The sequence below is a fragment of the Longirhabdus pacifica genome (assembly GCF_004115085.1).
In the GTDB taxonomy this organism is placed as follows: Bacteria; Bacillota; Bacilli; order Paenibacillales; family DSM-105158; genus Longirhabdus; species Longirhabdus pacifica.
Genome location: NZ_QXJP01000015.1, coordinates 22,307 through 47,041, shown reverse-complemented (window position 1 = coordinate 47,041; position 24,735 = coordinate 22,307). Strand labels below are relative to the sequence as shown.

22 protein-coding genes are annotated in these 24,735 nt (G+C 37.8%); 13 read left to right on the top strand and 9 right to left on the bottom strand.

Annotation, left to right across the window (positions count from 1 at the left end):
* Positions 1-43: 43 nt before the first annotated feature.
* On the bottom strand, positions 44-961 hold the full coding sequence (locus D1Z92_RS11520; protein WP_128895823.1) for an aldo/keto reductase: 918 nt from the start codon (positions 959-961) through the stop codon (positions 44-46).
* 306 nt (positions 962-1,267) lie between these two features.
* Between D1Z92_RS11520 and D1Z92_RS11515 the strand changes: the two genes are divergently transcribed.
* Positions 1,268-1,693, top strand: a complete 426-nt coding sequence (locus tag D1Z92_RS11515) for a hypothetical protein (protein ID WP_128895822.1) — start codon at positions 1,268-1,270, stop codon at positions 1,691-1,693.
* 220 nt (positions 1,694-1,913) lie between these two features.
* Here D1Z92_RS11515 and D1Z92_RS11510 read toward each other — a convergent pair whose 3' ends face one another.
* Positions 1,914-2,249, bottom strand: a complete 336-nt coding sequence (locus D1Z92_RS11510; RefSeq protein ID WP_128895821.1) for a TM2 domain-containing protein — start codon at positions 2,247-2,249, stop codon at positions 1,914-1,916.
* A gap of 223 nt (positions 2,250-2,472) precedes the next feature.
* On the opposite strand from D1Z92_RS11510, the gene D1Z92_RS11505 reads away from it, so the two are divergent.
* The 5 genes from D1Z92_RS11505 (at position 2,473) to hutH (ending at position 7,756) form a co-directional block, all read left to right on the top strand.
* Entirely contained in the window at positions 2,473-2,916 is a 444-nt protein-coding gene (locus tag D1Z92_RS11505; RefSeq protein WP_128895820.1) for an NUDIX hydrolase, read from the top strand.
* A gap of 86 nt (positions 2,917-3,002) precedes the next feature.
* On the top strand, positions 3,003-3,173 hold the full coding sequence (locus D1Z92_RS17745; protein ID WP_306438818.1) for an RAxF-45 family protein: 171 nt from the start codon (positions 3,003-3,005) through the stop codon (positions 3,171-3,173).
* Positions 3,174-3,457: 284 nt separating this feature from the next.
* The gene (gene abc-f / locus D1Z92_RS11500; protein ID WP_240666702.1) at positions 3,458-5,410 is read left to right on the top strand and encodes a ribosomal protection-like ABC-F family protein; all 1,953 of its coding nucleotides are present in this window, start codon (positions 3,458-3,460) and stop codon (positions 5,408-5,410) included.
* Between the two features lie 18 nt (positions 5,411-5,428).
* Positions 5,429-6,004: an adenylyltransferase/cytidyltransferase family protein gene (locus D1Z92_RS11495; protein WP_128895818.1), complete on the top strand. Its 576-nt coding sequence runs from the start codon at positions 5,429-5,431 to the stop codon at positions 6,002-6,004.
* A 246-nt stretch (positions 6,005-6,250) separates the two neighbouring features.
* Positions 6,251-7,756, top strand: a complete 1,506-nt coding sequence (gene hutH / locus D1Z92_RS11490) for a histidine ammonia-lyase (protein WP_128895817.1) — start codon at positions 6,251-6,253, stop codon at positions 7,754-7,756.
* A gap of 106 nt (positions 7,757-7,862) precedes the next feature.
* Here hutH and D1Z92_RS11485 read toward each other — a convergent pair whose 3' ends face one another.
* From D1Z92_RS11485 to hutU, 4 genes are all read right to left on the bottom strand, one after another.
* The gene (locus tag D1Z92_RS11485) at positions 7,863-8,480 is read right to left on the bottom strand and encodes a nitroreductase family protein (RefSeq protein WP_128895816.1); all 618 of its coding nucleotides are present in this window, start codon (positions 8,478-8,480) and stop codon (positions 7,863-7,865) included.
* Between the two features lie 389 nt (positions 8,481-8,869).
* On the bottom strand, positions 8,870-9,862 hold the full coding sequence (locus D1Z92_RS11480; RefSeq protein WP_240666700.1) for an agmatinase family protein: 993 nt from the start codon (positions 9,860-9,862) through the stop codon (positions 8,870-8,872).
* Complete coding sequence (hutI, locus tag D1Z92_RS11475; protein WP_128895815.1) at positions 9,859-11,160, bottom strand: imidazolonepropionase; 1,302 nt, start codon at positions 11,158-11,160, stop codon at positions 9,859-9,861. The genes D1Z92_RS11480 and hutI overlap by 4 nt, the downstream gene beginning before the upstream one ends.
* 5 nt (positions 11,161-11,165) lie before the next feature.
* Positions 11,166-12,815, bottom strand: coding sequence for a urocanate hydratase (gene hutU, locus D1Z92_RS11470; RefSeq protein WP_240666708.1), 1,650 nt, complete (start codon positions 12,813-12,815; stop codon positions 11,166-11,168).
* A 470-nt stretch (positions 12,816-13,285) separates the two neighbouring features.
* On the opposite strand from hutU, the gene D1Z92_RS11465 reads away from it, so the two are divergent.
* Positions 13,286-14,044, top strand: coding sequence for a DUF2161 family putative PD-(D/E)XK-type phosphodiesterase (locus D1Z92_RS11465; protein WP_206099750.1), 759 nt, complete (start codon positions 13,286-13,288; stop codon positions 14,042-14,044).
* Between the two features lie 139 nt (positions 14,045-14,183).
* On the opposite strand, the gene thrC is transcribed toward D1Z92_RS11465, so the two are convergent.
* A complete protein-coding gene (gene thrC, locus D1Z92_RS11460; RefSeq protein ID WP_128895813.1) occupies positions 14,184-15,572 on the bottom strand; it encodes a threonine synthase in 1,389 nt (462 codons plus the stop codon).
* Positions 15,573-15,988: 416 nt separating this feature from the next.
* Between thrC and D1Z92_RS11455 the strand changes: the two genes are divergently transcribed.
* The 4 genes from D1Z92_RS11455 to D1Z92_RS11440 all read left to right on the top strand — a co-directional run bounded on the left by D1Z92_RS11455 (position 15,989) and on the right by D1Z92_RS11440 (position 20,144).
* On the top strand, positions 15,989-16,750 hold the full coding sequence (locus D1Z92_RS11455) for an enoyl-CoA hydratase/isomerase family protein (protein ID WP_240666698.1): 762 nt from the start codon (positions 15,989-15,991) through the stop codon (positions 16,748-16,750).
* A 414-nt stretch (positions 16,751-17,164) separates the two neighbouring features.
* A complete protein-coding gene (locus D1Z92_RS11450) occupies positions 17,165-18,271 on the top strand; it encodes a Glu/Leu/Phe/Val family dehydrogenase (RefSeq protein WP_128895812.1) in 1,107 nt (368 codons plus the stop codon).
* A 136-nt stretch (positions 18,272-18,407) separates the two neighbouring features.
* Positions 18,408-19,346: a DUF4349 domain-containing protein gene (locus D1Z92_RS11445; RefSeq protein ID WP_128895811.1), complete on the top strand. Its 939-nt coding sequence runs from the start codon at positions 18,408-18,410 to the stop codon at positions 19,344-19,346.
* A 96-nt stretch (positions 19,347-19,442) separates the two neighbouring features.
* Entirely contained in the window at positions 19,443-20,144 is a 702-nt protein-coding gene (locus tag D1Z92_RS11440) for a Type 1 glutamine amidotransferase-like domain-containing protein (RefSeq protein WP_128895810.1), read from the top strand.
* 85 nt (positions 20,145-20,229) lie between these two features.
* Here the strand turns inward: D1Z92_RS11440 and fni are convergent, their stop codons facing one another.
* The gene (gene fni, locus D1Z92_RS11435) at positions 20,230-21,261 is read right to left on the bottom strand and encodes a type 2 isopentenyl-diphosphate Delta-isomerase (RefSeq protein ID WP_306438817.1); all 1,032 of its coding nucleotides are present in this window, start codon (positions 21,259-21,261) and stop codon (positions 20,230-20,232) included.
* 533 nt (positions 21,262-21,794) lie between these two features.
* Here fni and D1Z92_RS11430 point away from each other — a divergent pair.
* Positions 21,795-22,622, top strand: coding sequence for a VanW family protein (locus tag D1Z92_RS11430; RefSeq protein ID WP_128895809.1), 828 nt, complete (start codon positions 21,795-21,797; stop codon positions 22,620-22,622).
* A gap of 318 nt (positions 22,623-22,940) precedes the next feature.
* On the opposite strand, the gene D1Z92_RS11425 is transcribed toward D1Z92_RS11430, so the two are convergent.
* Positions 22,941-23,159, bottom strand: a complete 219-nt coding sequence (locus D1Z92_RS11425) for a DUF1128 family protein (protein ID WP_128895808.1) — start codon at positions 23,157-23,159, stop codon at positions 22,941-22,943.
* 563 nt (positions 23,160-23,722) lie between these two features.
* Here D1Z92_RS11425 and D1Z92_RS11420 point away from each other — a divergent pair.
* The gene (locus D1Z92_RS11420; protein ID WP_164931588.1) at positions 23,723-24,730 is read left to right on the top strand and encodes an FUSC family protein; all 1,008 of its coding nucleotides are present in this window, start codon (positions 23,723-23,725) and stop codon (positions 24,728-24,730) included.
* Positions 24,731-24,735: the final 5 nt, after the last annotated feature.

Below are 24,735 nucleotides of genomic sequence, written 5' to 3'. Positions count from 1 at the left end.
TTATTTTGTGACTTTAAATTGAATCATACTAGCTACGACAAACTTACGGCAATACATTACCAGCTGCACAGTAAATATCGTACCACTCTTTTCTAGTTAAGTAGATATCTGCTGCTTTAAAACAGTCCTTCAGACGTTGCATATTCGTTGTTCCCACTACAGGTTGCATCTGTGCAGGATGACGCAGAATCCATGCTAGCGCAATGGTTGTATTCGAGACTTCGTATTTTGCTGCGATGTCATTAATGGTTGCATTCAAAGCAGGAAATTTTTCATTACCCAAGAATATACCTTCGAAAAATCCGTATTGAAATGGAGACCATGGTTGAATCGTAATATCGTGCAATCTACAAAAATCTAGTACACTGCCATCACGATTTACAGCAGATTCATTGAGCATATTGACGTTCATTCCGTTAGAAATCATGTTCGCATTGGTAATGCTAAGTTGCAGTTGATTCGCGACAATAGGTTGTCTTACTGATTTTTTCAGTAGCTGTATTTGCATCGGATTTTGATTGGAAACACCAAAGTGACGAACTTTACCGCTACGTTCAAGTATATCAAAAGCTTCAGCAACTTCATCTGGTTCCATTAATGCATCAGGACGGTGCAAATGCAAGACATCAAGATAGTCCGTTTTCAATCGGTTTAGAATGTCGTCAACAGATGTTAAAATGTAGTCTTTAGAGAAATCGAATTGACCTTCCCTGATGCCGCATTTAGATTGAAGAATGAGTTTTTCGCGAACGGTACTATTCATGTTCACTGCATCCGCAAATATGACTTCACATTCTCCTCCTCCATAAATGTCTGCATGGTCAAAAAAGTTTGCACCCTCATCTAATGCTGTTTGAACAAACTTCTCTGCTTCTTGTTTATCTAATTGATTAATTCGCATACAACCTACTGCTACAGACGGAACTTGCAGCGTCGTTGTACCTAATGGTATCGTTTTCATTTATTTTGACTTCCTTTCTCTATATGTGTACGTTTTTATAAAATGTATCTCCTGATAAAATTTTATTATAAACGCTGGAGTATGTCATGTATCAACTTGCTCCAGCCATCGTAATCATTGTAACAAATCTTCCCTGTTCTGCTTATTGTAGATATAGATACCTTACGGTGTAATGAATAAAGTGACATTCATTTTCCTAGAAAACAATCATAAATTATACGGATATATATATGATGTTCAATCTATATGGTAAAATTGTTTAAATATATGGTTTTAATTTCCGTGTAATGAAAAGGGGAGAGGAACATGAGGAAAAATAGCATAATAGTCATTATATTAAGTCCACTGTTAGTTGTATTGATTTTTTTTAGTATGAGCCAGCATAAGGAAACAATAGAACTTAGAGAAATAAAAAATAATGCAGAGGAACAATTAACAAATAGCTTACAACGTACATTCTATGCATTAAATAACGTCAATGGGGTAGAAAAACAGAATGCATTAACAGGACAAGAAGAGGCGGAATTCATTGCAAAAATATTGAATAGTGATCTAGAGCTTACTCTATCTTTTCTTGGTATGTATATTGAGCAATGGGATTCAATGAAATCATCTTCGGAGCATGATGAAATCAAAACATGGTTGAGTGCGTTGTCAGCCGATCCTTATAACAAAGAAGCAAATGATTCCTTACTTGATTTGTTAGTTGATTTAACACTAAAAAATAAATGATAGATTTTCTGCTCTAACTGAATCTTTAAAATTTCAAAAAGATGACGTTGAATAAACGCTGTTTGAAAGCTTATAGTGGCCTCAAGCCATTGTATTGTCATATGGACAACTTCTAGTGCTTCATCTTTTTATTTTTCTAACTTTTTAAAAAAAACAGTAGCCATATCAGCTACTGTTATCCAAAATTTTTTGTTAATGGGAGTATGATATTCGTCCATCTTTACATGGCTGGAACATTAGCATCATTTTGTTTTGCACTATTCATTACTTGGATATTTTGAATAATCTCACTTTCAATCTTTTCATTTGCTTTACGAATAGCACCAGAGATCATGAAAGCATCAATTAGTGTCCAAAATCCTAAGAATCCAAGTGTAAGTGTCATAATTATTGCTTGAGGAATATTACCTAAATAGTAACGATGACCTCCTATACCTCCCAGGAAAAGCCACAATATCCATGTAGTTCCTGTTGATTTTTTTCTTTTTTCAAATTCACCAGAAAGCATCTGTAGTTGCTGTGTTGTTAAATCGTGTTTAGACAATAAATTATCCAACTTTAGTACCACCTTTTTAAATTATTTAATTTCTATATTCTATAAAAATACAAAAGATCCTTCTTTTCTACTATAAAATTAATATTTTTATGTATTTTATTCTACATAATATGTATAATAAAATAAAAAAATGTAAAATAATGATATATTATAAAATGTATAGAGTTTATTAATATTAGTTAATATCCGAATGTCGAATGCATGAAAAGGTCGTGAATACAGTATGGGCTACATTTCTGAAATGAGGAAAGTTGTAGGTTCCAAGCCAATAATCATGGCAGGAGCCTGCGTCATTGTCATAAATGAATCAAATCAAATACTGTTGCAGTTGCGAAAAGATAACGATTGTTGGGGCTTATGTGGTGGTGCGTTAGAAATGGGGGAAACATTAGAACAAGCTGCTAAAAGAGAATTAGAAGAGGAGACAGGTTTAATTGCGAAAGATTTAAACCTATTTGATGTATTTTCTGGTCCATCACTATATTACCAGTATCCAAATGGAGATGAAGTGTATATGGTTGTGTCAGCTTATATTTGCAGAAATTATTCCGGTAGCTTAGTGGAAGAGAAGAGCGAAGTAGCAGCATTACAATTTTTTTCTATAGATGAACTCCCTTCTAACATTAGTCCGCCAGATCTACCCGTTATAGAGAAATTTTTAGATTAAAAGTAAGAGAAAATACTATGCACCAGTTCCCCTTGCAAAAAAAATGGTTCTCTTTTACAATAATAGGGTGATCAAAATGAAGTGTAATGAAATTTGTACATGTTGAAAAGGAGGTGGATAAAGAGATGAAACGTTCTGTATTGACTCGCGGTAAAGTGTTGGAATTTTTATACATCCGTCGGGCGATGTTTTCTTATGCAGCAGCTAACGGGATAAGTCTATCCTTTTTTAGCAACTGCATAGTAACAGAACGGTGAGAAATCTCTTTAGCCCACTCAAATATAGTATGGACAAAGGGAGAGCTCATTAGAGCTCTCTTTTTTGATGCTTTTATTGTCGCTATTGCTTTGAAATGATGCGGCAAAATCTATGGCTATGGGAGAGGTTTATGCTTTCCTGTAGCTTTTTTTATATGTTTTTTGTGTTCATGATGTCCACAGATACATGGTGATGAACTAGATGTATAAAGTGGGCTAAAACCGTTCTCACTGTCATTTTTACTGCAACATGTAAAATATAAAAATGAAGGAGAATCACCATCATGTTATGTAGCGTAAACGAAATCAGCAAAAATTACGGAGGCAATCCAATCTTCACTGCGTTAACTTTACAAATCAATGAAAACGAAAGAATAGGACTAGTAGGACACAACGGCAGTGGCAAAACGACACTAATGAAGATATTAGCAGGACAAGAAACAGCAGATACAGGGCAAGTGCATTGGAAAAAAGGGACGTCCATTGGTTATTTAGCTCAAATTCCATCTTTTCCAAATACCATGACCGTTCATGAAGTGTTACGTACAGCATTTCAACCTCTATTGAAAATACAGCAGGAAATGAAAACATTAGAGCTAAAAATGGCGACTTCTTTGCCATCAGATGAAATAGAGCAAGTGACGGAGAAGTACGGTGTGATGCAAGAGACATTCACCATTCAAGGTGGATACGAAATAGAAGAAAATATAGAACGCATGGTCAATGGGTTACAAATTCATGCTCTTATACCACAGTTGTTCTCTCAGTTAAGTGGTGGAGAGAAGACGAAAGTGAGTCTCGCACTCATGCTATTGCAAGAGCCTGAATTACTGCTGCTCGATGAACCGACGAATCATCTCGATATTATTGCGATGGAGTGGCTGGGCAAGTTTATACAATCTTACAAAGGAACGGTAGTTATCATCTCTCATGATCGCTACTTTTTAGATGAGACGGTTCATAAAATTATAGATCTCGAACAAGGAGAGCTAAGCACGTATTTCACTAATTACAGTGATTATGTGAAGCAAAAGGAAGAGCGGATACTAAAACAGTTTGCGGACTATGAAAATCAGCAAAAGAAAATAAAAAAAATGAAAGAAGCGATAAAAAGGCTGCGGGAGTGGGCAAATCGATCTAATCCACCGAATGAAGGATTGCATAAAAGAGCCAAAAATATGGAGCGAGCACTGCAAAGAATGGAGAAAATAGAGCGTCCACCTGTGCACAAAAAAATGAAAATAGACTTCGATGTGAACAAACGTAGTGGTAAAGAAGTCATCAAGTTGCAACAAGTAAGTAAATCATTTGCCAACAAAGAAATATTCCGTGCTATCCAGATGAATGTGCAATATAAAGATAAAATCGCCATTGTAGGTGGAAACGGTACAGGAAAATCGACATTATTAAAAATGATACTAAACCAACTATCTCCAGATCAGGGAGAAGTTCTTGTGGGAAGTAATGTGAACATTGGTTACGTATCACAAGACTCCATAGATAAAAGCATCGTTAACGAGCGTGTCATTGATGCTTTTCGACGTGAAGTGATGGTGTCTGAAGCAGAAGCAAGACAAATATTAGCTGCCTTTATGTTTTATGGGCACGCCGTTTTTCGCAAAGTAGATCAGCTTAGTGGTGGAGAAAGAGTCCGCCTACGTCTTGCACAGCTGCTTCAGCAAAATACAAATTGTTTAATATTAGATGAACCTACGAACCATCTCGACATCGCATCGAGAGAAGTGCTGGAAGAGGCGCTGGAGAACTACGAGGGGACAGTCATTACGGTATCCCATGATCGTTATTTTTTAAACCGCTTATTTCACAACGTCTACTGGATAGAGGATCATACGATGTACTATTATCTTGGAAACTATGATGAAGCGAAAAAGAAGCATCACGAATTCAAATCTAACGTCCACCATCATGATGACACTGCAATGACTAGAAATCAAAGTAAAAAAGAGGTAACATGGAAAGAAGCGAAATCGTTAGCACAAGAGAACGTTGAACAACCTAAAGCGATACAACAGGAAAGTGATGAACAGCAATGGGAACTATTAGAGCGTAACATAGAGCAAATAGAAAAAGAGCTGCAAACGATATATGAGCAAATACAAAAACAAATAGAGTCTGTAGAAGATTCAGAGCAACTCAATCAGCTATACAGTGAATGTGAGGATTTAGAACAGAGGAGGAATCAGTTATATGAGCAACTTGAAACATTCCTATCATAAAAGCAGGGGAAATGGAAGATGACACAGCATAAGTTTGGTTTTATTCTTGGACGGTTTCAAAATGTACACATTGGACATGAATATTTGATCGAAACAGCACTTCATTCATGTGAGCATATTGTTGTTTTAATAGGTTCTGCACAAGTAGAAGGAACCGTTCGAAATCCGCTTCCTATGCAGCTTCGCTTAGATATGTTAAAAGAAATTTACGGGGATCATCCGCGTGTGCATATTGGTTTTTTAAATGATTTAACCAATGAAAATGATCATAGTACGATGTGGGGACAGTACGTGTTAGACCACGCGAGATCTTGGGGTAAATATTTTGGACTACCACATGCACTAGATACAATGATCATGGGTAATGATGAAGAAAGAAATTTATGGTTTGAAGAGGAACAGTTAAAGGGTATTGAGCAAATCGTCGTTCCAAGGGATAGGGTGGACATCAGCGCAACGAAAATGCGAGCATTCATACTAGATGGCGATATGAAGCAGTGGTCTTCCTTTACGAACAAAAAGCTTCACGCTTATTTTCCTATTTTAAAAGAGAAGCTGCTTTCTATACAAGACGGATCTATTGAAGTTGAATAAACTTGTTACACCAGCTTATATCGTTCATAAAAAAATATATACAACCATGTGAATGCATACATTGTGGTATAATAAATGATAATGGAAAATGATGTTATACAGTTTACCATTTGAGGAGCGATACGTCATGTTATGTCTGTATAGGCTGAATCAATATTGGGACAATGACATAGATCAAAAAAAGAATGAGGAGATTACGCCTCATTCTTTTTTTATGCTTTCTTTTATTAAAGGAGGAAAATATGGATGGATAATAAGGTTGTGTCTTTAAATGGAACATCGCTAACTATAGCTCAAGTTGCAGCTGTCGCTAGAGATGAAAATAAAATTACAATAGCCGAGGATGTACTACATCGTGTTGCTTCAGCTAGACAACAAATTGAACATATTGTGGAAAAAGGAGAGGTTGTTTACGGTATTACGACTGGATTCGGTAAGTTTTCGGATATCGTTATTTCAGAGGAAGATGTGACCGACCTGCAAGAAAATTTAATTATGAGTCATGCATGTGGAATGGGCACTCCTTTTTCCGTAGAAGTGGTAAGAGCAATGATGGCACTTCGAATAAATTCGCTTGTTCAAGGGCATTCTGGCATCAGATTAGAGACGTTACAGCAATTAGTGGACATGTGTAATCGCGGTGTACATCCTATCGTACCAGAGCAAGGTTCGCTGGGAGCAAGTGGTGATTTAGCACCGTTAGCTCACATCGTCTTAGTGATGATAGGGAAAGGGGAGGCAACTTACAAAGGAAAGGTTATGTCGGGACTACAGGCACTTTCAGCAGCGGGACTAAGTCCGATCACGCTAGAGGCAAAAGAAGGATTAGCGTTAATCAATGGCACCCAAGCGATGACAGCATTGCTCTGTTTAGCAATACATGATGCGAAAATAACGTTGGAAAATGCAGAAGTGATCGCAGCATTAACGGTGGAAGGGCTACAAGGAATTACCAGCGCTTTTGATCCGCGCTTGCACCAATTGCGTCCTCATCCTGGTCAGCAAACATCTGCTCAAGCATTAATGTCTCATTTGCAAGGCAGTGAACGAACCACGATGATGGGGCAGTTAAGAGTCCAAGATGCTTATAGTATTCGTTGTATTCCACAAGTACACGGAGCGACAAGGGATATATTGCATTTTGTATCACAGTGGGTGGAGCGGGAGTGTAACAGTGTGACAGACAATCCGATATTGTTTCCTGAAACAAACGATGTCATTTCTGGTGGTAACTTTCACGGACAACCGATGGCGTTAGCAGCGGACTTTTTATGTATTTCATTATCTGAATTAGCAAATATTTCAGAAAGAAGGATAGAGAGATTAGTTAATCCGCAACTGAGTGGTCTTCCTGGCTTTTTGACACAGTATGGTGGGCTTCATTCCGGGTTCATGATTGCCCAATATGCAGCTGCATCTATCGTTTCAGAAAATAAAGTGCTGTCTCATCCTGCTAGTGTAGATTCCATTCCTTCCTCTGCCAATCAAGAAGATCATGTTAGCATGGGAACTACGGGCGCGAGAAAATGTAGAACCGTCATTGCTAACGTACAAAAAGTCATCGCTATTGAATACATGACGGCATGTCAAGCCATTGATTTTGGCTCAGGGCAATTAGGGAAGGGAAGTAAACAGGCATATGACACCCTGAGAAGGGTCATACCTAAATTAAAGCATGATCGGGAGATGTACAAGGACTTAGAGATTGCGGAAAAGTTAGTAAAGGTGGAGTTAAATAAGACGGAGAAATAATGAGAATCAAGTTTACGCCTCAGGTGCCAGGCGTAAAAGCAAAAAAAGGATAGCCCTTTTTCTTCTATATGAAGGGACTATCCTCTTTTTTAGTATGGTAAATGGATTAGAATGTTTCTTTGATCACGAGTTGATCTAATGGCAGTCTGCCAGTCGGACGAGCTGGTTCTGCTTGCTTCCCGATGGTGATTAGCATAACGGGTATGTAACGGTCAGGAATGTTTAGTTCTTTGACGATAGCTTCTTTATCAAAGCCACCCATCGGACAAGTGTCATATCCTTTTGCCTTTGCAGCTAGCATAAGTTGCATACCGGATAAACTAGCATTTAAAACTGCTTCGCTTTTCGCTATTTCTGGATTGGAATAACTCCAATCAATTTGCTGCAACAAAGTATCATGTAATTCTTGTGTCAAAAATCCTTGTTTCAATGCTTCACCATAAAGTACTTTACCTGTTTTATTTGCTTCTAAATCCCCTAACAATACAACAGTAGCTGAAGATTCAACGACTTGTTGTTGATTGTAAGCAATCGGTAAAATCTTTTCTTTCATCTCTTGAGAAGTAATGACAAGATAACGCCAATGTTGTAAATTCCATGATGAAGGTGCTTTTGCTGCAAGTGTTAAAATTTCCTCTAACTCTTGCTCAGAAATTTGATGATCCTTCACGTATTTTTTAACACTTTGACGAGCGGTCATCACATCGTAAATATTTTCAGACATATTTTCCACATCCTATTTCTATTATTTTTTTAGTACTATCCTTACCTAATTAAACCTTAATTATCATTCAACACAAAGTGATAATAAAATGATGAATGTTAACGAAGACATGTTTAGATCATGAATCAAACGAAAAGGAACCATGACGCATGCAAAACATGATGTAGACAAGGTAGATACTAGTTCAAACTAAAATCATCATTATTATATCAAAAAAATTCAATGAAATAAATTAAATGTACTTTATATTTTAGACGGTACTTCAGATACAATCTAAGACGTAATTTTAAATCTAAAACTAAAAATATAAAATAAAAATCTAAATCTTAAAATCTACAATCTATGAAGAAACTTACTGTCATGCTGTCATAATAGAATCTCTATATTTTTCAATGTTTATTCCGTTGAACCAAGCCAGATAAAAAGGAGAGCATAGTATGACAAGCGGTTTTAACAGACATATTTGCTATGTCTCTAGTCGGATCTAATTCTACGATATCGACGGCTTTGACAATAGATTGTTGACCTAGAAAATACAAACATTCGAACAACTCCCACGATAACATGCTTCCTGGAGCAGCTCCAGGCGAACCAGGACAATGGGAAATATCCAGTACATCCATATCTACCGTCACATAGATGATATCTACTTTCTTTGCTAGTGATTCCACACTATGCTGTATGATATACTCTGCACCTTGCTTGCGAATGTCTCGCATCGTGAAGTAGGTTATGCCTTGTGCTTTGACATAATCTCGATATACAGCACTATTTGAAAAGCCATGAATGCCGATTTGAATAATGTTTTCTCCTTTTACCGTATGGTCTTGCTCTATTAAACCACGAAAAGGTGTACCGTTGCTCGGGCCGCCGTCTACTAAATTCCTTACGTCAAAGTGGGTATCAAACTGAATGATCCCTATCGATGCATCCTTATTTGCTTTAGCAAATGCATTAAATGCAGGACGAGTGATGGAATGATCTCCACCAATCACGATAGGAAGAAAAGGGCGATCAAGATAGTGTTGATATAAAGATATAAGGCCTTTCTCAATGTTGTCATGACATTGCTGAATGTCCGTTGTATGCATACGAATGTCCCCGATATCTCTTACTTGTAAGGGGGTAAGTTCCACATCAAAATCGGCATACCACGTGCTGAATCCTTTCCATGCAAGACGCATGGCATTGGGGGTTTCGCTAGCCCCAGAGACACTAATAGAAGAGCGCGAGAGCGGAGCTCCAATGATGCCCACGTCAAACACATCTTCTTTTGCTTTCCAAGGTGTAATCCATTGGTGCACTTTGGTGTCCATCTGGTCATTGCTACCCCCTGCATGAACGATAGCAGGAGGGGAGAGGGCTGAGGATGAATAGATCACAGCAGAACACCTCCTTGTACAATGATGTTTCCTTTTTTCATCACCGTATCGACATGGTTTACTCCATAGTGGTATTGCAAGTGATGATAAGTTGGAATATCCATCATAATCAGGTCGGCTTGTTTTCCTTCTTCTAAGCTGCCTACTTTATCTTGCATATGAATAGCGTGTGCAGCATTAATCGTTGTAGCGACTAGCACTTCCTCCGGTGTCATGTTCATGTGAAAGCAGGCTAAATTCATGATGAGTTGTATGTTTTCTGTTGGGGAAGAGCCTGGATTGCGATCCGTAGACAACGTGACAGCGACACCAGCATCAATCATCTCTCTCGCTTTTGCATAAGGCTCCATCAAATAAAAGGCTGTACCAGGTAATAAAGTAGCGATGACGTTTCCTTCCGCTAACGCTTGTATCCCATCTGATTTTGTTTGTAATAAATGTTCAGCAGAAATAGCACCCACTTCACTTGCTAAAAAAGTGCCGCCAATAGAAACGATTTCGTCTGCATGAATTTTTGGAGTAAGACCGTAAGTTTTAGCAGCTTCTAACATGCGTTTGGATTGGTCCACATTAAATACACCTTGTTCACAAAAGACATCACAAAATTGTGCAAGCTGATGTTCCTTTATGATAGGCAGCATGTCATCAATAATCAGATCCACGTAGGCATCTGGGTTTTCTTTGTACTCTGGTGGAATGGCATGAGCAGCCATAAAGGTAGGCACGATATCTAAAGCGTGCAAGTCATTTAACTTTTTTATGACGTGTAACATTTTACATTCATCTTTTGTCGTTAAGCCATATCCGCTTTTTGCTTCTATCGTCGTTACTCCGTGCAGTGCAAACTGATTTAATCGAAACGTCGTTTCGGCTATTAACTGTGTTTCATCTGCTTCTCTCGTCATGTTTGTCGTGGCGAGTATGCCGCCGCCTTGCTGTAAAATTTCTAAGTATGATGCTCCATTTAAGCGCATATTCAATTCATATTCACGAGAACCAGCAAACACAACATGGGTATGCGGATCGACAAAGCCTGGTAAAACCAACTTTCCTTGTGCATCGATAACTTCTATTTCATCTGATGTAATTTGTAGCGCATGAAATCGCTGCTGAACGGTTGTGGTATCACCTACTGCTAAAATGTTGCCGTCATAAATAGCAATCACCATTTTTTTATCTTCATTGTTGATCAGGCCAAGCTCACTCATACCTTCTTTTTTTCTTGGAGCAGTATTATTTCCTGCCATCGTAATGATTTGATTTGCATTTTTAATGATGCAAGCGCGTTTTGTACTCATTGTGTTTACTCCTTTAACAGTGGAATGTGGACTCCTTTTGTTTTGGCTGTGTGGATTGCAGTGTCATAGCCAGCATCAACATGACGAACAACGCCCATACCGGGATCGGAAGTTAAGACGCGTTGTAAACGCTCCGCTGCTTTTTCGGTTCCATCTGCAACAATGACCATACCTGCGTGAAGGGAATAACCCATGCCAACACCTCCACCGTGATGAACAGAAATCCAACTCGCTCCATTGACTGCATTAATTAATGCGTTGAGGATGGGCCAATCTGCAACAGCATCGCTGCCGTCCAGCATGGCTTCTGTTTCTCTGTTCGGCGAAGCAACGGAGCCACAATCTAGATGATCTCGGCCAATGACGATAGGAGCTTTCAGTTGCCCTGAGGCTACCATATCGTTGATGATTTTTCCTAACTTGGCACGTTCTCCGTAACCAAGCCAACAAATTCGTGCTGGAAGGCCTTGAAATTGCACTTTTTCTTTTGCCATACGTATCCATTGACAAAGATGGGTGTCATGAGCGAATGCTTTTAAAATAGCTTCATCAATAACATGAATATCTTCAGGGTCTCCGGAAAGTGCCGCCCAGCGAAATGGTCCTTTTCCTTCGCAAAACAATGGACGAATAAATGCAGGAACAAAACCTGGGAAGTCAAAAGCATGCTGCACACCTTCATCCAAAGCCACTTGACGAATATTGTTGCCGTAGTCAAATACGACGGCACCTTGCTTTTGCATCGCTAGCATCGCTTCGACATGTTGTACTATACTTTGTTTTGCAAGTTGAATGTACTTATCGGGGTCTTGTTGGCGTAGTTGTTTGGCTTCCTCTATCGTATGATCAAGGGGAATATATCCGTTTAACACATCGTGTGCAGAAGTTTGATCGGTGACTAAATCCGGTATGATTTGACGTTCTAACATTTGTGGTAATATGGCTGCTGCATTCCCGAGTAAGGCAATAGATAACGGCTTTTTGTCTTCTTTAGCCTTTGTAGCGAGTTGTAACGCTTCATCTAATGAGTTCGCTTGCACATCGCAATAACGAGTTTCTATGCGGCGCTGTATAGAAGTAGGATCGCATTCCACCGTAATAACGACACCACCATTCATCGTGACAGCTAACGGTTGAGCACCGCCCATACCACCTAAACCAGCCGTTACCGTTAAGGTGCCAGCAAGCGAACCGTTAAAATGTTGATTGGCTGCTTCTGCGAACGTTTCATACGTACCTTGTAAAATGCCTTGTGTGCCAATGTAAATCCAAGAGCCTGCTGTCATTTGACCGTACATCATTAATCCTCGCTCTTCTAAATCACGGAAGTGTTCCCAGTTGGCCCATGCTGGCACGAGGTTAGAATTGGCTAACAAAACACGCGGGGCATCAGCATGGGAGCGAAACACCGCAACAGGTTTTCCCGATTGGATTAAGAGTGTTTCATCTTCTTCTAATTGTTTTAAACTGTGGACGATAGCATCATAGCATTCCCAGTTTCTAGCCGCCTTACCTATTCCACCGTAAACGACTAATTCCTCTGGATTTTCCGCTACTTCTGCATCTAAATTATTCATGAGCATGCGTAGCGCAGCTTCTTGCACCCATCCTTTACAAGATAGGGTTGTACCTCTATCTGCAGAAATTTCTGACATTTGTCTTGTTGACATTGAAATGCTCCTCTCCATGTAAATGTGAATAGTGATGTTATCGCATTAGTGATAAGATATGATCTTTCATCATATGATGGAATTTAACAATTAGGACGGTTCATGATGTGGTGGTGAAGTAGAGTAGAATGTAGGAATGACTTCATCTGTGTTGACGATTTGTTTGACGAAAAAATTACATTTATATAAGATGAAATATAAGTTTACGCCTCAGTAGCCAGGTATAAAGGTTGAAATGTAGAGATTTCTTCATCTTATGCATAGTGGCAAGGTGAATGATGATTTGTTTATGATAAAAATGATAGCATACATAAGGGAAAGACAGAAAGTTAGTCTATTAGTAGAGTAATAATGTAATATATTAAAAGCATAATGTGTTCATCTCCTTAGTGAGATCATACAACCAAATACAAACCAAACCATGCAAGTGGCATCTCGTGATAGGGAGTGGAAATGTGGAACATAAAGAAGAAGATTTATATGCACCTGTTCGTCATTTTTTATTGGAACAAGGGTATGATGTAAAGGGAGAAGTCGCCAAATGTGATGTCATGGCCATGAAAGATGATGTGATGATCGTCGTGGAGTTAAAAAAGAATGTAAACTTAGAACTCATATTGCAAGCTGTGGATAGGCAACGTGCGGCAGATAAAGTGTATGTGGCAGCGTTTAAAAATAATAAACTAGTGTCATCAAAAAAATGGAAGCATATCGTGCAAATGCTACGTCGATTAGGAATAGGCATCATGTTAGTGACATTAAAGAAAAATGGATTTTCTTATGTAGATGTTCCCCTAGAAGCGGAGCGGTTGGAACAAAAGAGTAAGCCGCCTAGAAGGTCACAGCGTCATCGCAAAAAGTGGATAACCGAATTTCAAGGTAGAAGTGGCGATTTTAATACGGGTGGGACCGTAAGGAAAAAGCTGATTACAGCGTATAAAGAAAAGACGATACATATAGCTGCATTCTTGCTACAACATCATGTGCTGTCGATTAAGCAGTTGAAGCAGTACGGCACGGATGATCAGAAAACAGCAACTATCTTACAACAAGATCATTATGGATGGTTTGAACGAGTTTCGCGTGGTCATTATCAGCTGTCGAAAAAAGGGAAGCAAGAAATACAGCAATTTGAACATCTGGTACAACACTTTCATGATATACAGGCAAGCGAAGTAGATGGAAATGGAATAGAAGAACATGATGTTAAATGAAATAAGCTGGAGAAATGGTAGGATACAAATTTACACCTAAGTAACCAGGCGCTCATAATATGAAAAGACAAAGGCAACGCAAGTCTACATACCTGTTACCTTTGTCCTCTATTGTTATTGTATTTGGTTTAGAGCAAAACTAAGCAAAAAACTGTGTTATTTTCGTGATGACCTGTTCAAGATCATTATCTATAATGTCCATCTGCTGGGCTTTGTGCTCAAGCTGCGCTATTTCTTGTGGGAAAGACTGCTCAATATCACAGCGAGCGATGACATCATCGAATTTTGCAGGGTGTGCAGTGGCTAAAGAAACAATGGTCTTATCTTTTGTATCATCCTCTATAGCTGCTACTCCACAAGCCGTATGTGGATCAAGTAAATAGTCATATTCACGATAGTAATGCTTTATTGTGTCCATACAAGGGTTTTTGTGTATCGATGCTGATAGAAAATCTTTTTGGACAATATTTAGCTTATGTTCTTCTATTTTGATGTTACCGTGCTGCTGAAAATGCTGCATGTAGTCTGCGACGGTTTGTCCGTTTTCTTCACACAAATAATAAAGATACCGTTCAAAGTTACTTGCAATTTGTATATCCATAGCAGGAGAATATGTTTGTTTAAACGTAGTGGGTTCATAAAGTCCTGTTTGTACAAAACGGTGCAAAATATCATTTTCATTCGTAGCAAGAAGCATTGGCCCAACAGGAAGTCCCATTTTCTTTGCGAGATAGCCAGCAAATATATCACCAAAATTTCCAGATGGAACATGGAATTGAAGCTCTGCGTCTTTGTTTTGCTCGCACACTCTAAAATACGCATAAAAATAATAAATCATTTGAGCAAGAATACGCACGATGTTAATAGAATTAACAGCACGCAAATGATATTGCTCTTTCCAATCTGGATTGGAGAGAATTTGTTTGACCATTCGTTGGCAATCGTCGAAATTACCTCGTACACTTAAATTTAAAACATTTTCATCGGCAGTAGTCGTCATTTGCAACTCTTGCACTTTACTTACTTTTTCATGTGGATGCAAGATGCAGATTTTAATTCCTTCTTTACCACGGACGCCTTCAATCGCAGCAGCACCTGTATCTCCAGATGTCGCACCAATAATATGAATAATGTGCTCATGATCTTTGGAGACATGACGATACAAATTTCCGATCAATTGCAGCGCAATATCTTTAAAAGCAAAGGTAGGTCCATGAAACAACTCCAATATATATAATGTATCATTTATTTTTTTTATCGGTGTAATATGTTCATGACGAAACGTAGCGTAGCTTTCTTGAATTAATTTTTTCAAATCCTCGTCAGCAACTTCGTTGTTTGTATATAGTGATAAAATTTCAAATGCTAAATCTTGATACGATAACGTTCTCCACTTTTCCAATGTACTTTTTTCAACATAAGGAATAGTTTCTGGTACAAGTAACCCACCATCATCTGCTAATCCCATTAAAAAAGCATCAACAAACCCGCATGGCTCTAACGCTCCTCGTGTACTTACGTATTGCATCTCCATCACTCCAGTTGGTTTCCTTTAGCGCTATTATAGCACATCCTTACAGTAAAGTAGTGACGTATTTGCCACGCGAAATAATAAAAAAACGATAAAAAGAAGGGGTTTTTATACGTAATGTGAAATATAAATATATAAGTTGAAGAAATGCTGCAATAGAATTTACGCCTCAGTAGCCAGGCGTAAAGGTTATAATATTGTGATTTCTCCATCTTATGCATAGTGGTAATAAGTTGGTTGAACAAGTTCATTCAACTTATATAAGATGAAGAAATAATGAGAACCAAGTTTACGCCTCAGTAGCCAGGCGTAAAGGTTGTAATATTGTGATTTCTCCATCTTATGCATAGTGGTAATAAGTTGGTTGAACAAGTTCATTCAACTTATGAGATAATCAAGGGAGATGATGTCAGGTGACGTACGAAACATTGTTAACAGATGTGCATCAAGGTGTCTTGACGATTACATTAAATCGTCCACAAGTGATGAATGCGATGAATGATGTAATGTTTAGAGAACTGCACGATGTGATGCTAATGGCTGCGAAAAATGAAAGCGCAAACATTATAGTGTTAAAAGGTGCAGGAGGTAACTTCTCCGCAGGCGGGGACTTAATGACGTTGTCCAATCCTGCTACACATGAGCATGTGATTGAGGGCATGGCAGGCATTAACGAGATGATAGAGCAGTTGCATCATATGCCTAAACCTGTTATTGCTGTCATTCAAGGGGCAGCAGTCGGGGCAGGATTACATCTTGCATTGCAAGCCGATTTTGTCATTGCAGATGTGAGCGCAGTGATTCAGGCTCCATTCGTCCAAATTGGATTGACTAATGATTTTGGAGGCACGTATGTCCTTCCTCGTTTAGTAGGAATGGCACAAGCGAAGAGGCTCGCATTGCTATGTGATAAAATCAGTGGGAAAGAAGCAATGGAAATGGGGCTAATTTTTCAAGCGGTTGCTAGTGAAGCATTAGAAGGGGCAGCTGAAAAAGTCATTGCAAAGTTAAATAGATTACCAAAGCAAGCATTTTTGAAAACAAAGGAAGGGCTAAATCATAGTTTGTCTTGGACATTGCAGGACGCGTTAGAGTGGGAAAAAGAAAATCAATCGTATCTCATCAAGCAGCCTGAATTAAAACAAGCGATCGAAATGATGATGAGCAAAAAATAAATTTTTACTTCCCTCCAGAACTATAAAACTCAATTCGTATTACATTTAGAAGCAGAGATGCTTCTTTTTTTTGTAGTTTTGACTGGGGGTTGGTTAAGAGTTGGTAGGGAAAATTAGCTTAATCCTTCATCGTAAACACTTGCTTTTTATCATAAATAAAGTATATGATCTACACATGATAATGAAATAAAAGTAAATTTCGTTATCCTTACATATAGTTTAACAAATCTGAAAAGCCATGGTGAGGCATAAAAAAATGTGAACGGGACGATAAAAAAATGTGAACAAATGATGAATATTTAAAGTGATAATGAAGAAAAAATGATGTAAAATATAATTGTGCACACCATGATAGCGCTTTCATAATTCGCACATCATGCTTTGGCGAGCAAATAACGAATTGGAGGTTACATCGTGAAGATATTTGATTATTTAGAGAGTCATGATTATGAACAGTTAGTGTTATGCCAAGATAACGAATCCGGTTTAAAAGCCATTATTGCTATTCATGATACGACATTAGGACCAGCATTAGGTGGTACGAGAATGTGGACTTATGCTAATGAAGAAGATGCGATGATGGATGTCTTGCGTCTATCTAGGGGAATGACCTACAAAGCATCGGCAGCTGGGTTAGACTTAGGTGGTGGAAAGTCCGTTATCATAGGAAATTATAAAACAGATAAAAATCCAGAAATGTTCCGTGCCTTCGGTCGCTATATTGATAGATTAAACGGAAAATACATTGCCGCAGAAGATGTGGGAACGACGGAAACAGACATGGATTATATCAGAGAAGAGACAGAGCATGTGACAGGTATTACCGTATCTTCGTCACGTGGAAGTGGCAATCCTTCTCCATCAACTGGATACGGTGTATATAGAGGAATGAAAGCAGCAGCATTGGAGCGTTTCGGTACAGACGATTTAGCTGGCAAGACGATTGCGGTACAAGGTTTAGGAAACGTAGCCTATCATTTGAGTAAGTACCTGCACAAAGAAGGAGCACATTTAATTGTTACAGATATCGACAAAGAAAGAGTAAAGAGAGCAGTCGATGAGTTTAATGCGAAAGCAGTAGATCCTAAAGATATTTATAGTGTATCTTGTGATATTTTCTCCCCGAATGCATTAGGCGCAGTGATTAATGACGAAAGTATTCCTCAATTGAAGGCAAAAGTTATTGCAGGGGGAGCTAATAATCAGTTGCAGACAGAAAAACATGGAGACATTCTGCATGAGTCAGGTATTCTTTATGCTCCAGATTATATCATTAATGCTGGTGGATTAATGCATGTGATTGAGGAATTGCATGGTAAATTTGATTTGAACAGTGTATTAGATAATGTGAAAACCATTTATAATAACATGCAAAAAGTAGTAGAAATATCTAAACGTGATCACATTCCAACGTATTTAGCAGCAGACAGAATGGCAGAGGAAAGGATTTTATCGGTGAAAGAAAGTAAAAAAGCAGAAGATAAATTACTTATTGCGCAGAAAAATGGGATAGCAAAATAGTCATAGGTCATCAAAAGGATAATTATATATAAAAGTATAATTTTCAAATATAATGGAATAAAATTGAAACATTTTCTAAGTCTCTTCCGTCTATTTATCGAATGGTCATCATTTTAAATAAAAGGGGGAGACTTCATTGTTGTGGAAAAAAAATAAAAAATCCAGTCTCACAATGGTAGTCGTTTTAAGCTTTGCATTTTTGTTCTTAGGGTGTGGTGAAGCTGATGAGTATGCTACAGAAGGTAATGACAGTATGGAGTATGATACGCAGTCAGAAGAAGCAAAGGTAGAGCTTACATTTAATGAGCCTATGAGTAGCGAGAAAGAGAATGAAAGCACCGGAACGGAATATGCAGAAGGATTTAATCGTAAAATCATCTACAATGGTCAAGTGAATATGGAAGTAAAAGACTTTGCTGCAATTCAAACTAAGATCAGAGACTTAACGCATCTTTCTAACGCCTACATTCTTCATTTTTCCGAGGAGGAGACTTCGTACGAAGTGGGTGGAAATTACACCATCAAAGTGCCCGCACAAGGGTTCCACTCTTTTTTAGATAGTTTAGAAAAGATGGAGCCCATTTATATGCAAAAAAGTTTAACAGGGAAAGATGTGACAGAAGAATATGTAGATCTTGCATCTAGACTAAGTGCAAAACAAGTCGTAGAGTCCAGATTGCTTGCATTCATGGAATCAGCACAGGAAACAGATGCTTTAGTAGAGTTTTCCAATGAATTAGAGAGGGTTCAAGGGGAGATAGAGGTCATCAAAGGTAGATTACGCTATTTGGATAGTAACGTTTCATTTTCTACTATTGATCTACGAGTGTATGAGATGTTAGATGATCAAGCTACTAAGCGTACGGAAGATGAATCTTTGCTGGAGAGAGCATCCGATGCGATGAAAGATAGCTTTTCGTTTTTGTCACAATTATTCCAAGGCATTTTTGTTTTTATTGCGGGTGCCATACCGATTATCATTTTGTTAGCACTGGTTGCAGTACCCACTTGGATCATAAGCATGAGGACGATAAAAACGAGTAGACAGCAAAAAAAAACAAATAACAAATCATAGCGATGAAAAGGAAGATGAGATAAAATAATCATCATAATCAACGCGTTCAACGAACAAATAGGTGATGAATTTATATGTAATAGGAGTGGTGAAAAGATGAAGCAGATGATCGCAATGGGTGGCGGAGGATTTTCCATGGAACCAGATAATTTGTTACTGGATCAGTACATCCTAGATCAAGCAAATACAACGAAACCGAAAATTTGTTTTGTACCTACGGCAAGTGGGGATAGCGAAGGATACATTGAGAGATTTTACGATGCATTTACTTCTTTACACTGTGAACCATCCCACTTGTCTTTATTTTTACCGCCTACTACAGATTTAGAGCAATATGTAATGGAAAAAGACATCATTTACGTCGGTGGTGGAAACACGAAAAATTTACTTGCTCTCTGGAGGGAGTGGGAATTGGATCGTATTTTACAAAAAGCCTGGAACCATGGCATTATCATGGCGGGCATTAGTGCAGGTGCGAACTGCTGGTATGAGCAATGCGTTACTACCTCATTTGGTGAAACTGCTGCATCTATTCCTGCACTCGGGTTTTATAAAGGGAGTTACTGTCCCCATTTTGATGGAGAAGTGCAGCGAAGACCAAATTTCCATACCTTGCTGCAAAGTAACGACATTATACCTGGTTATGGTGTCGATGACGGCGTAGCATTGCATTATAAGGAGAATGAACTTCATCACATTGTAAGTTCTAGACCGGAAGCAAAAGCATATTTTTTGCATACAGATCAAGAAGGTACCGTGAAAGAGGAAATGCTAGCAGTGACGTACTTAGGAAAATAATGTAGCTTACTTAAACATAAAATGAAGCCATTGCACTGGGATTGGAATATTGTAATATTGTAATATTTTTAAAATAAAGTAGTATCTAATTTTGTTTCTTCAATCTTTGATGGGCATCAGCAAGTTCTTTTATATTACTGCAACCAATACCAAACATGGCAGCTTGTAACTCGAATTGCAGTGTTTCACACTGTTGAAAACATGCTTCTTCTGATTGTACTGCATTAGGCAGCAAAGTTCGTCCTAAGCCAACTACATTACTCCCTAAAGCGATGGCTTTTGCTGCTTCTACTCCGCTGCTCATTCCTCCACTTGCAATAAGAGGGATGGGTAGCGTTTTTCTAATTTCTTTAATACAAGTAGCCGTGGGGATTCCCCAATTGTGAAAAGCGGAAGTTGCTTGCTTTCGTATAGGGTCATCTGTTCTATATTTTTCAACTTGTATCCAAGACGTTCCACCTGCACCCGCTACATCAATAAAAGAAACACCTACAGCAGCAAATTGTTGTGCACTGTGTTGATCGATACCGAATCCTACTTCTTTTATACCGATGGGAACAGGGAGTGACTTCACAGCATGTTCGATATGATGTAAAAGGTTTTTAAAATTTGTATTTCCAGCAGGCTGAAATACTTCTTGTAAACTGTTGAAATGGAAGACGAGAGCGTCTGCTTCAATCATATCGATTGCTTGTTTGCATTCTTCTATACCAAAACCGTAGTTAAACTGCACCGCACCTAAATTGGCGATGAGAAAAGCATCAGGTGCAACTTTTCGTATATGTTGAACAGTGGAGGTTGTTTTGTTTTCTATTAGTGTTCTCATCGAACCTATTCCCATAGCCCATCCGAAATGTTGCGCGCATGCTGCAAGAATTTCATTGATATGACTGCCTTTTGTAGTTCCGCCAGTCATGGAGCTGATAAGGAATGGAGCCTTTAATGTTTTGCCTAAAAATGATGTATGTAGTTGGATATCATGAAAATCGATCTCAGGCATTGCATGATGAACAAATTGATATTGATCAAAACCATTTGTAATATGGCTGGTTACTTCTTTGTGTAAACAGATATCAATATGTTCATCTTTACGTTTCTCAGTCTCTGAAGTCATCATAATCATCCTCACAAGGTAATGAACAACAAATAAGTTAGCTGAACAAGTTCATTCAACTTATTTATAAGATGCAGAAATAATGAGATATAAGTTTACGCCTCAGTAGCCAGCCGTAAAGGTTGAATAAGGTAATTTCTTCATCTTATGTATAGTGGTAATAAGTTAGCTGAACAAGTTCATTCAACTTATTTATAAGATGCAGAAATAATGAGATACAAGTTTTACGCCTCAGTAGCCAGCCGTAAAGGTTGGAATAAGTTAATTTCTTCATCTTATGTATAGAGGTAATAAGTTAGCTGAACAAGTTCATTCAACTTATTTATAAGATGCAGAAATAATGAGATACAAGTTTTACGCCTCAGTAGCCAGCCGTAAAGGTTGAATAAGTTAATTTCTTCATCTTATGTTTAGCGGTAATAAGTTAGCTGAACAAGTTCATTCAACTTATTTTGTGTGAATAGGTATATTTTATTCGTATACACCTTCGGTTAAATATGTATGTTAAAATACTAAAATATGGGACGGAGGGATGTATGATGCAGGTTGTAAAACAGCCAATACAGAGATCTAAACTGAGGGTGTTCTTGGGAAAAACAATGTATACGTATCAACGATATTGGGAGTGGTATAAAAACAGAAGCCAGTATACAACGACAAAAAGTAGCAGTGCGTTAACGTATACCATTACCACACACCAAACCCCATTGTATCGAAAACTAAAAGATGTCGACATGGAGTTACAACATAATAAAGTGAAGAATTTAAGCATAGCCATTCCTTGTTTAAATGGGCTTGTACTGAGTCCGGGAGATACGATGTCTTATTGGCGTCACATTGGCAAAACGACAAAAGTGAAAGGTTATGTGGACGGTATGATTCTTCACTACGGAAAATATAAAACTGGAACTGGTGGAGGGTTGTGTCAACTGTCTAATCTTATTTACTGGTTGACGTTACACACACCGCTAACCGTAGTAGAGCGGCACCGGCACAGCTATGATGTATTTCCAGATGCAAGTAGGACGCAACCTTTTGGCAGTGGTGCAACATGCGCTTATAATTATATTGATTTGCAAATTAAAAATAACACAGCACAGACATATCGCCTTCAACTAGATATAACAGACAGTCACTTAGTTGGACAGTGGCAATGTAATCAACCTAGCTTGTACAGCTATGAAGTGTACGAAAAGGATCATAAAATAACGATGGAACCTTGGGGTGGCTATGTAAGACATAACCAAATCTATCGAAAAGTATATACGGTGCAAGGGGACTGCATAGATGATGAATTTGTAACAGAAAATCACGCGATGATGATGTATGAGCCTATGCTACAGCATGCAGAAGAAGTAACATAGGCTCTCTCGTTCGAAATAATACAAAGGAGTGATAAGAATATGACATAAGATGATTCTCCGTAACGTACCATATAACCTGTTAAACCTGTCAATTAATACGAGCAATGGACTGTATCCCTTTTCATGGAGCAATGATTAATTGTAGCTAAAGAAGGTTTTTTTCAATAAGTGGAGATTTCATCTTGTATATTTTATTCATATCAGGCTTAATGTTGCATAAAATTATAGCGAAAATACAATGTTGCATAGGCAACTTCATTCTATAGTTCACCTATGGTTAAAAGACCATAGGTGATTTATTATGCTTTCATATGTGCGCTATGTTTGTTTTTTTAGCGTTCCTAATGTAGAAACAATGGATTCAATTTCTGCAATACTAAATTGATCTCTACTGTTCACTAGTTCGTAAATATCTTGTATTTCTTCGAAATATTTCATATCGAAATGATCCGATTTGATCGCTGCGATGGAAACGACTTTTAATTTTGATTTAATACTTTCTATCATCAAGTGCATTTGCTGCTCTTTGTTCTCCACTTTTATTCATCCTTTCTATAGGCAAGATTCATGCTCAGTGGCATGCTTAAGTACTGACACTTTCATCATTGTACCATGATTTCCATTGTTTTTTATTTTCTTTTTTGTGTAAATCCATTACTATATAAGTTGGAGAAAGAAGTTCAACCAACTTATTACCGCTAACCATAAGATGAAGAAATCATCATATAACTTTTACGCCTGGCAACTGAGGCGTAAACTTTTATTCCATCATTTCTTATCTTATATATAAGTTGGAGAAAGAAGTTCAACCAACTTATTACCGCTAACCATAAGATGAAGAAATCATCATATAACTTTTACGCCTGGCAACTGAGGCGTAAACTTTTATTCCATCATTTCTTATCTTATATATAAGTTGGAGAAAGAAGTTCAACCAACTTATTACCGCTAACCATAAGATGAAGAAATCATCATATAACTTTTACGCCTGGCAACTGAGGCGTAAACTTTTATTCCATCATTTCTTAATCTTATATATAAGTTGGAGTTTGTACAGTTTGTATCATTCCATATATTTAGTAAACTTCGGAGGAAGCAGAATGAAACTTGGAGCAAGAATGGTCAAAACAGGACTAGCTGTTATGCTTTCTTTATATATTTGTCAATGGTTTGAGTTAGGTTCACCTTTAGTAATGGTAATTGCTGCTGTCTTGACGACTCAGCCATCCATATACCGATCATTTAAATATTTTATAGAGCAAGTGCAAGCTAACCTGATAGGAGCTTTAATAGGTATTTTTTCGTATTGGCTGTTGGGAAATGAACCAGTAGTCATTGGAACGGCGGTTATACTCGTCATTATCATTAATCTTTTGCTGAAATTTAATTCTAATATCAGTTTATCTATACTGACGGTGGTCGCTGTCATGGAACAGCCAGACGGTGCAGCATTAAATCGTTTCCTCATGATTATGGTCGGAATATTTATTTCGCTTCTTATTAATGCGCTTATTTTTCCACCAGATCATCGAAAAAATTTGTTTTCCAAAATGAAGAAATTAAACGAAGATATTTTTATATTGCTTCGAAACATGGTAGAAGGGTACTTGAGCGAGAAATCATTTCGTCAAGAAAGAGAAAAATTACATCAAGATTTTAATAATTTGAAGCAAGTATATGAACTATTTAATGAAGAGACGGTGCTGCGAAAAACATCGAGGAGAAAAAAATGTCGGCAATCCGTTATTTTCAAGCAGTTTCTCTCTATACTTGAGTTAGAATTAAAAACACTAGATACGTTTCGACATAAAGAGGGCGATGCATTTGAATCAGATATTAACGAGAACATATCGGATCTAATACAATATCACGAGCGGCTGTTTTTAAAGTTTGAAGGGAAGTTAGAGTTAAAATATCCTTCTCTCAAAAACGAAAAATTGGAAGTAGGATATACAAAGATGTTGCAAGATTTTATGGCAGACGGAAAAATGGACAGTTCTTGTTTGCATTATTTATCGATTGTGGCCTATCTGTCACAATGGAAAAAAGAATTGGAACACACAGATCATCTAATATCTAGTTATACGAAGTTCCATCATAAAAAATAACAGTT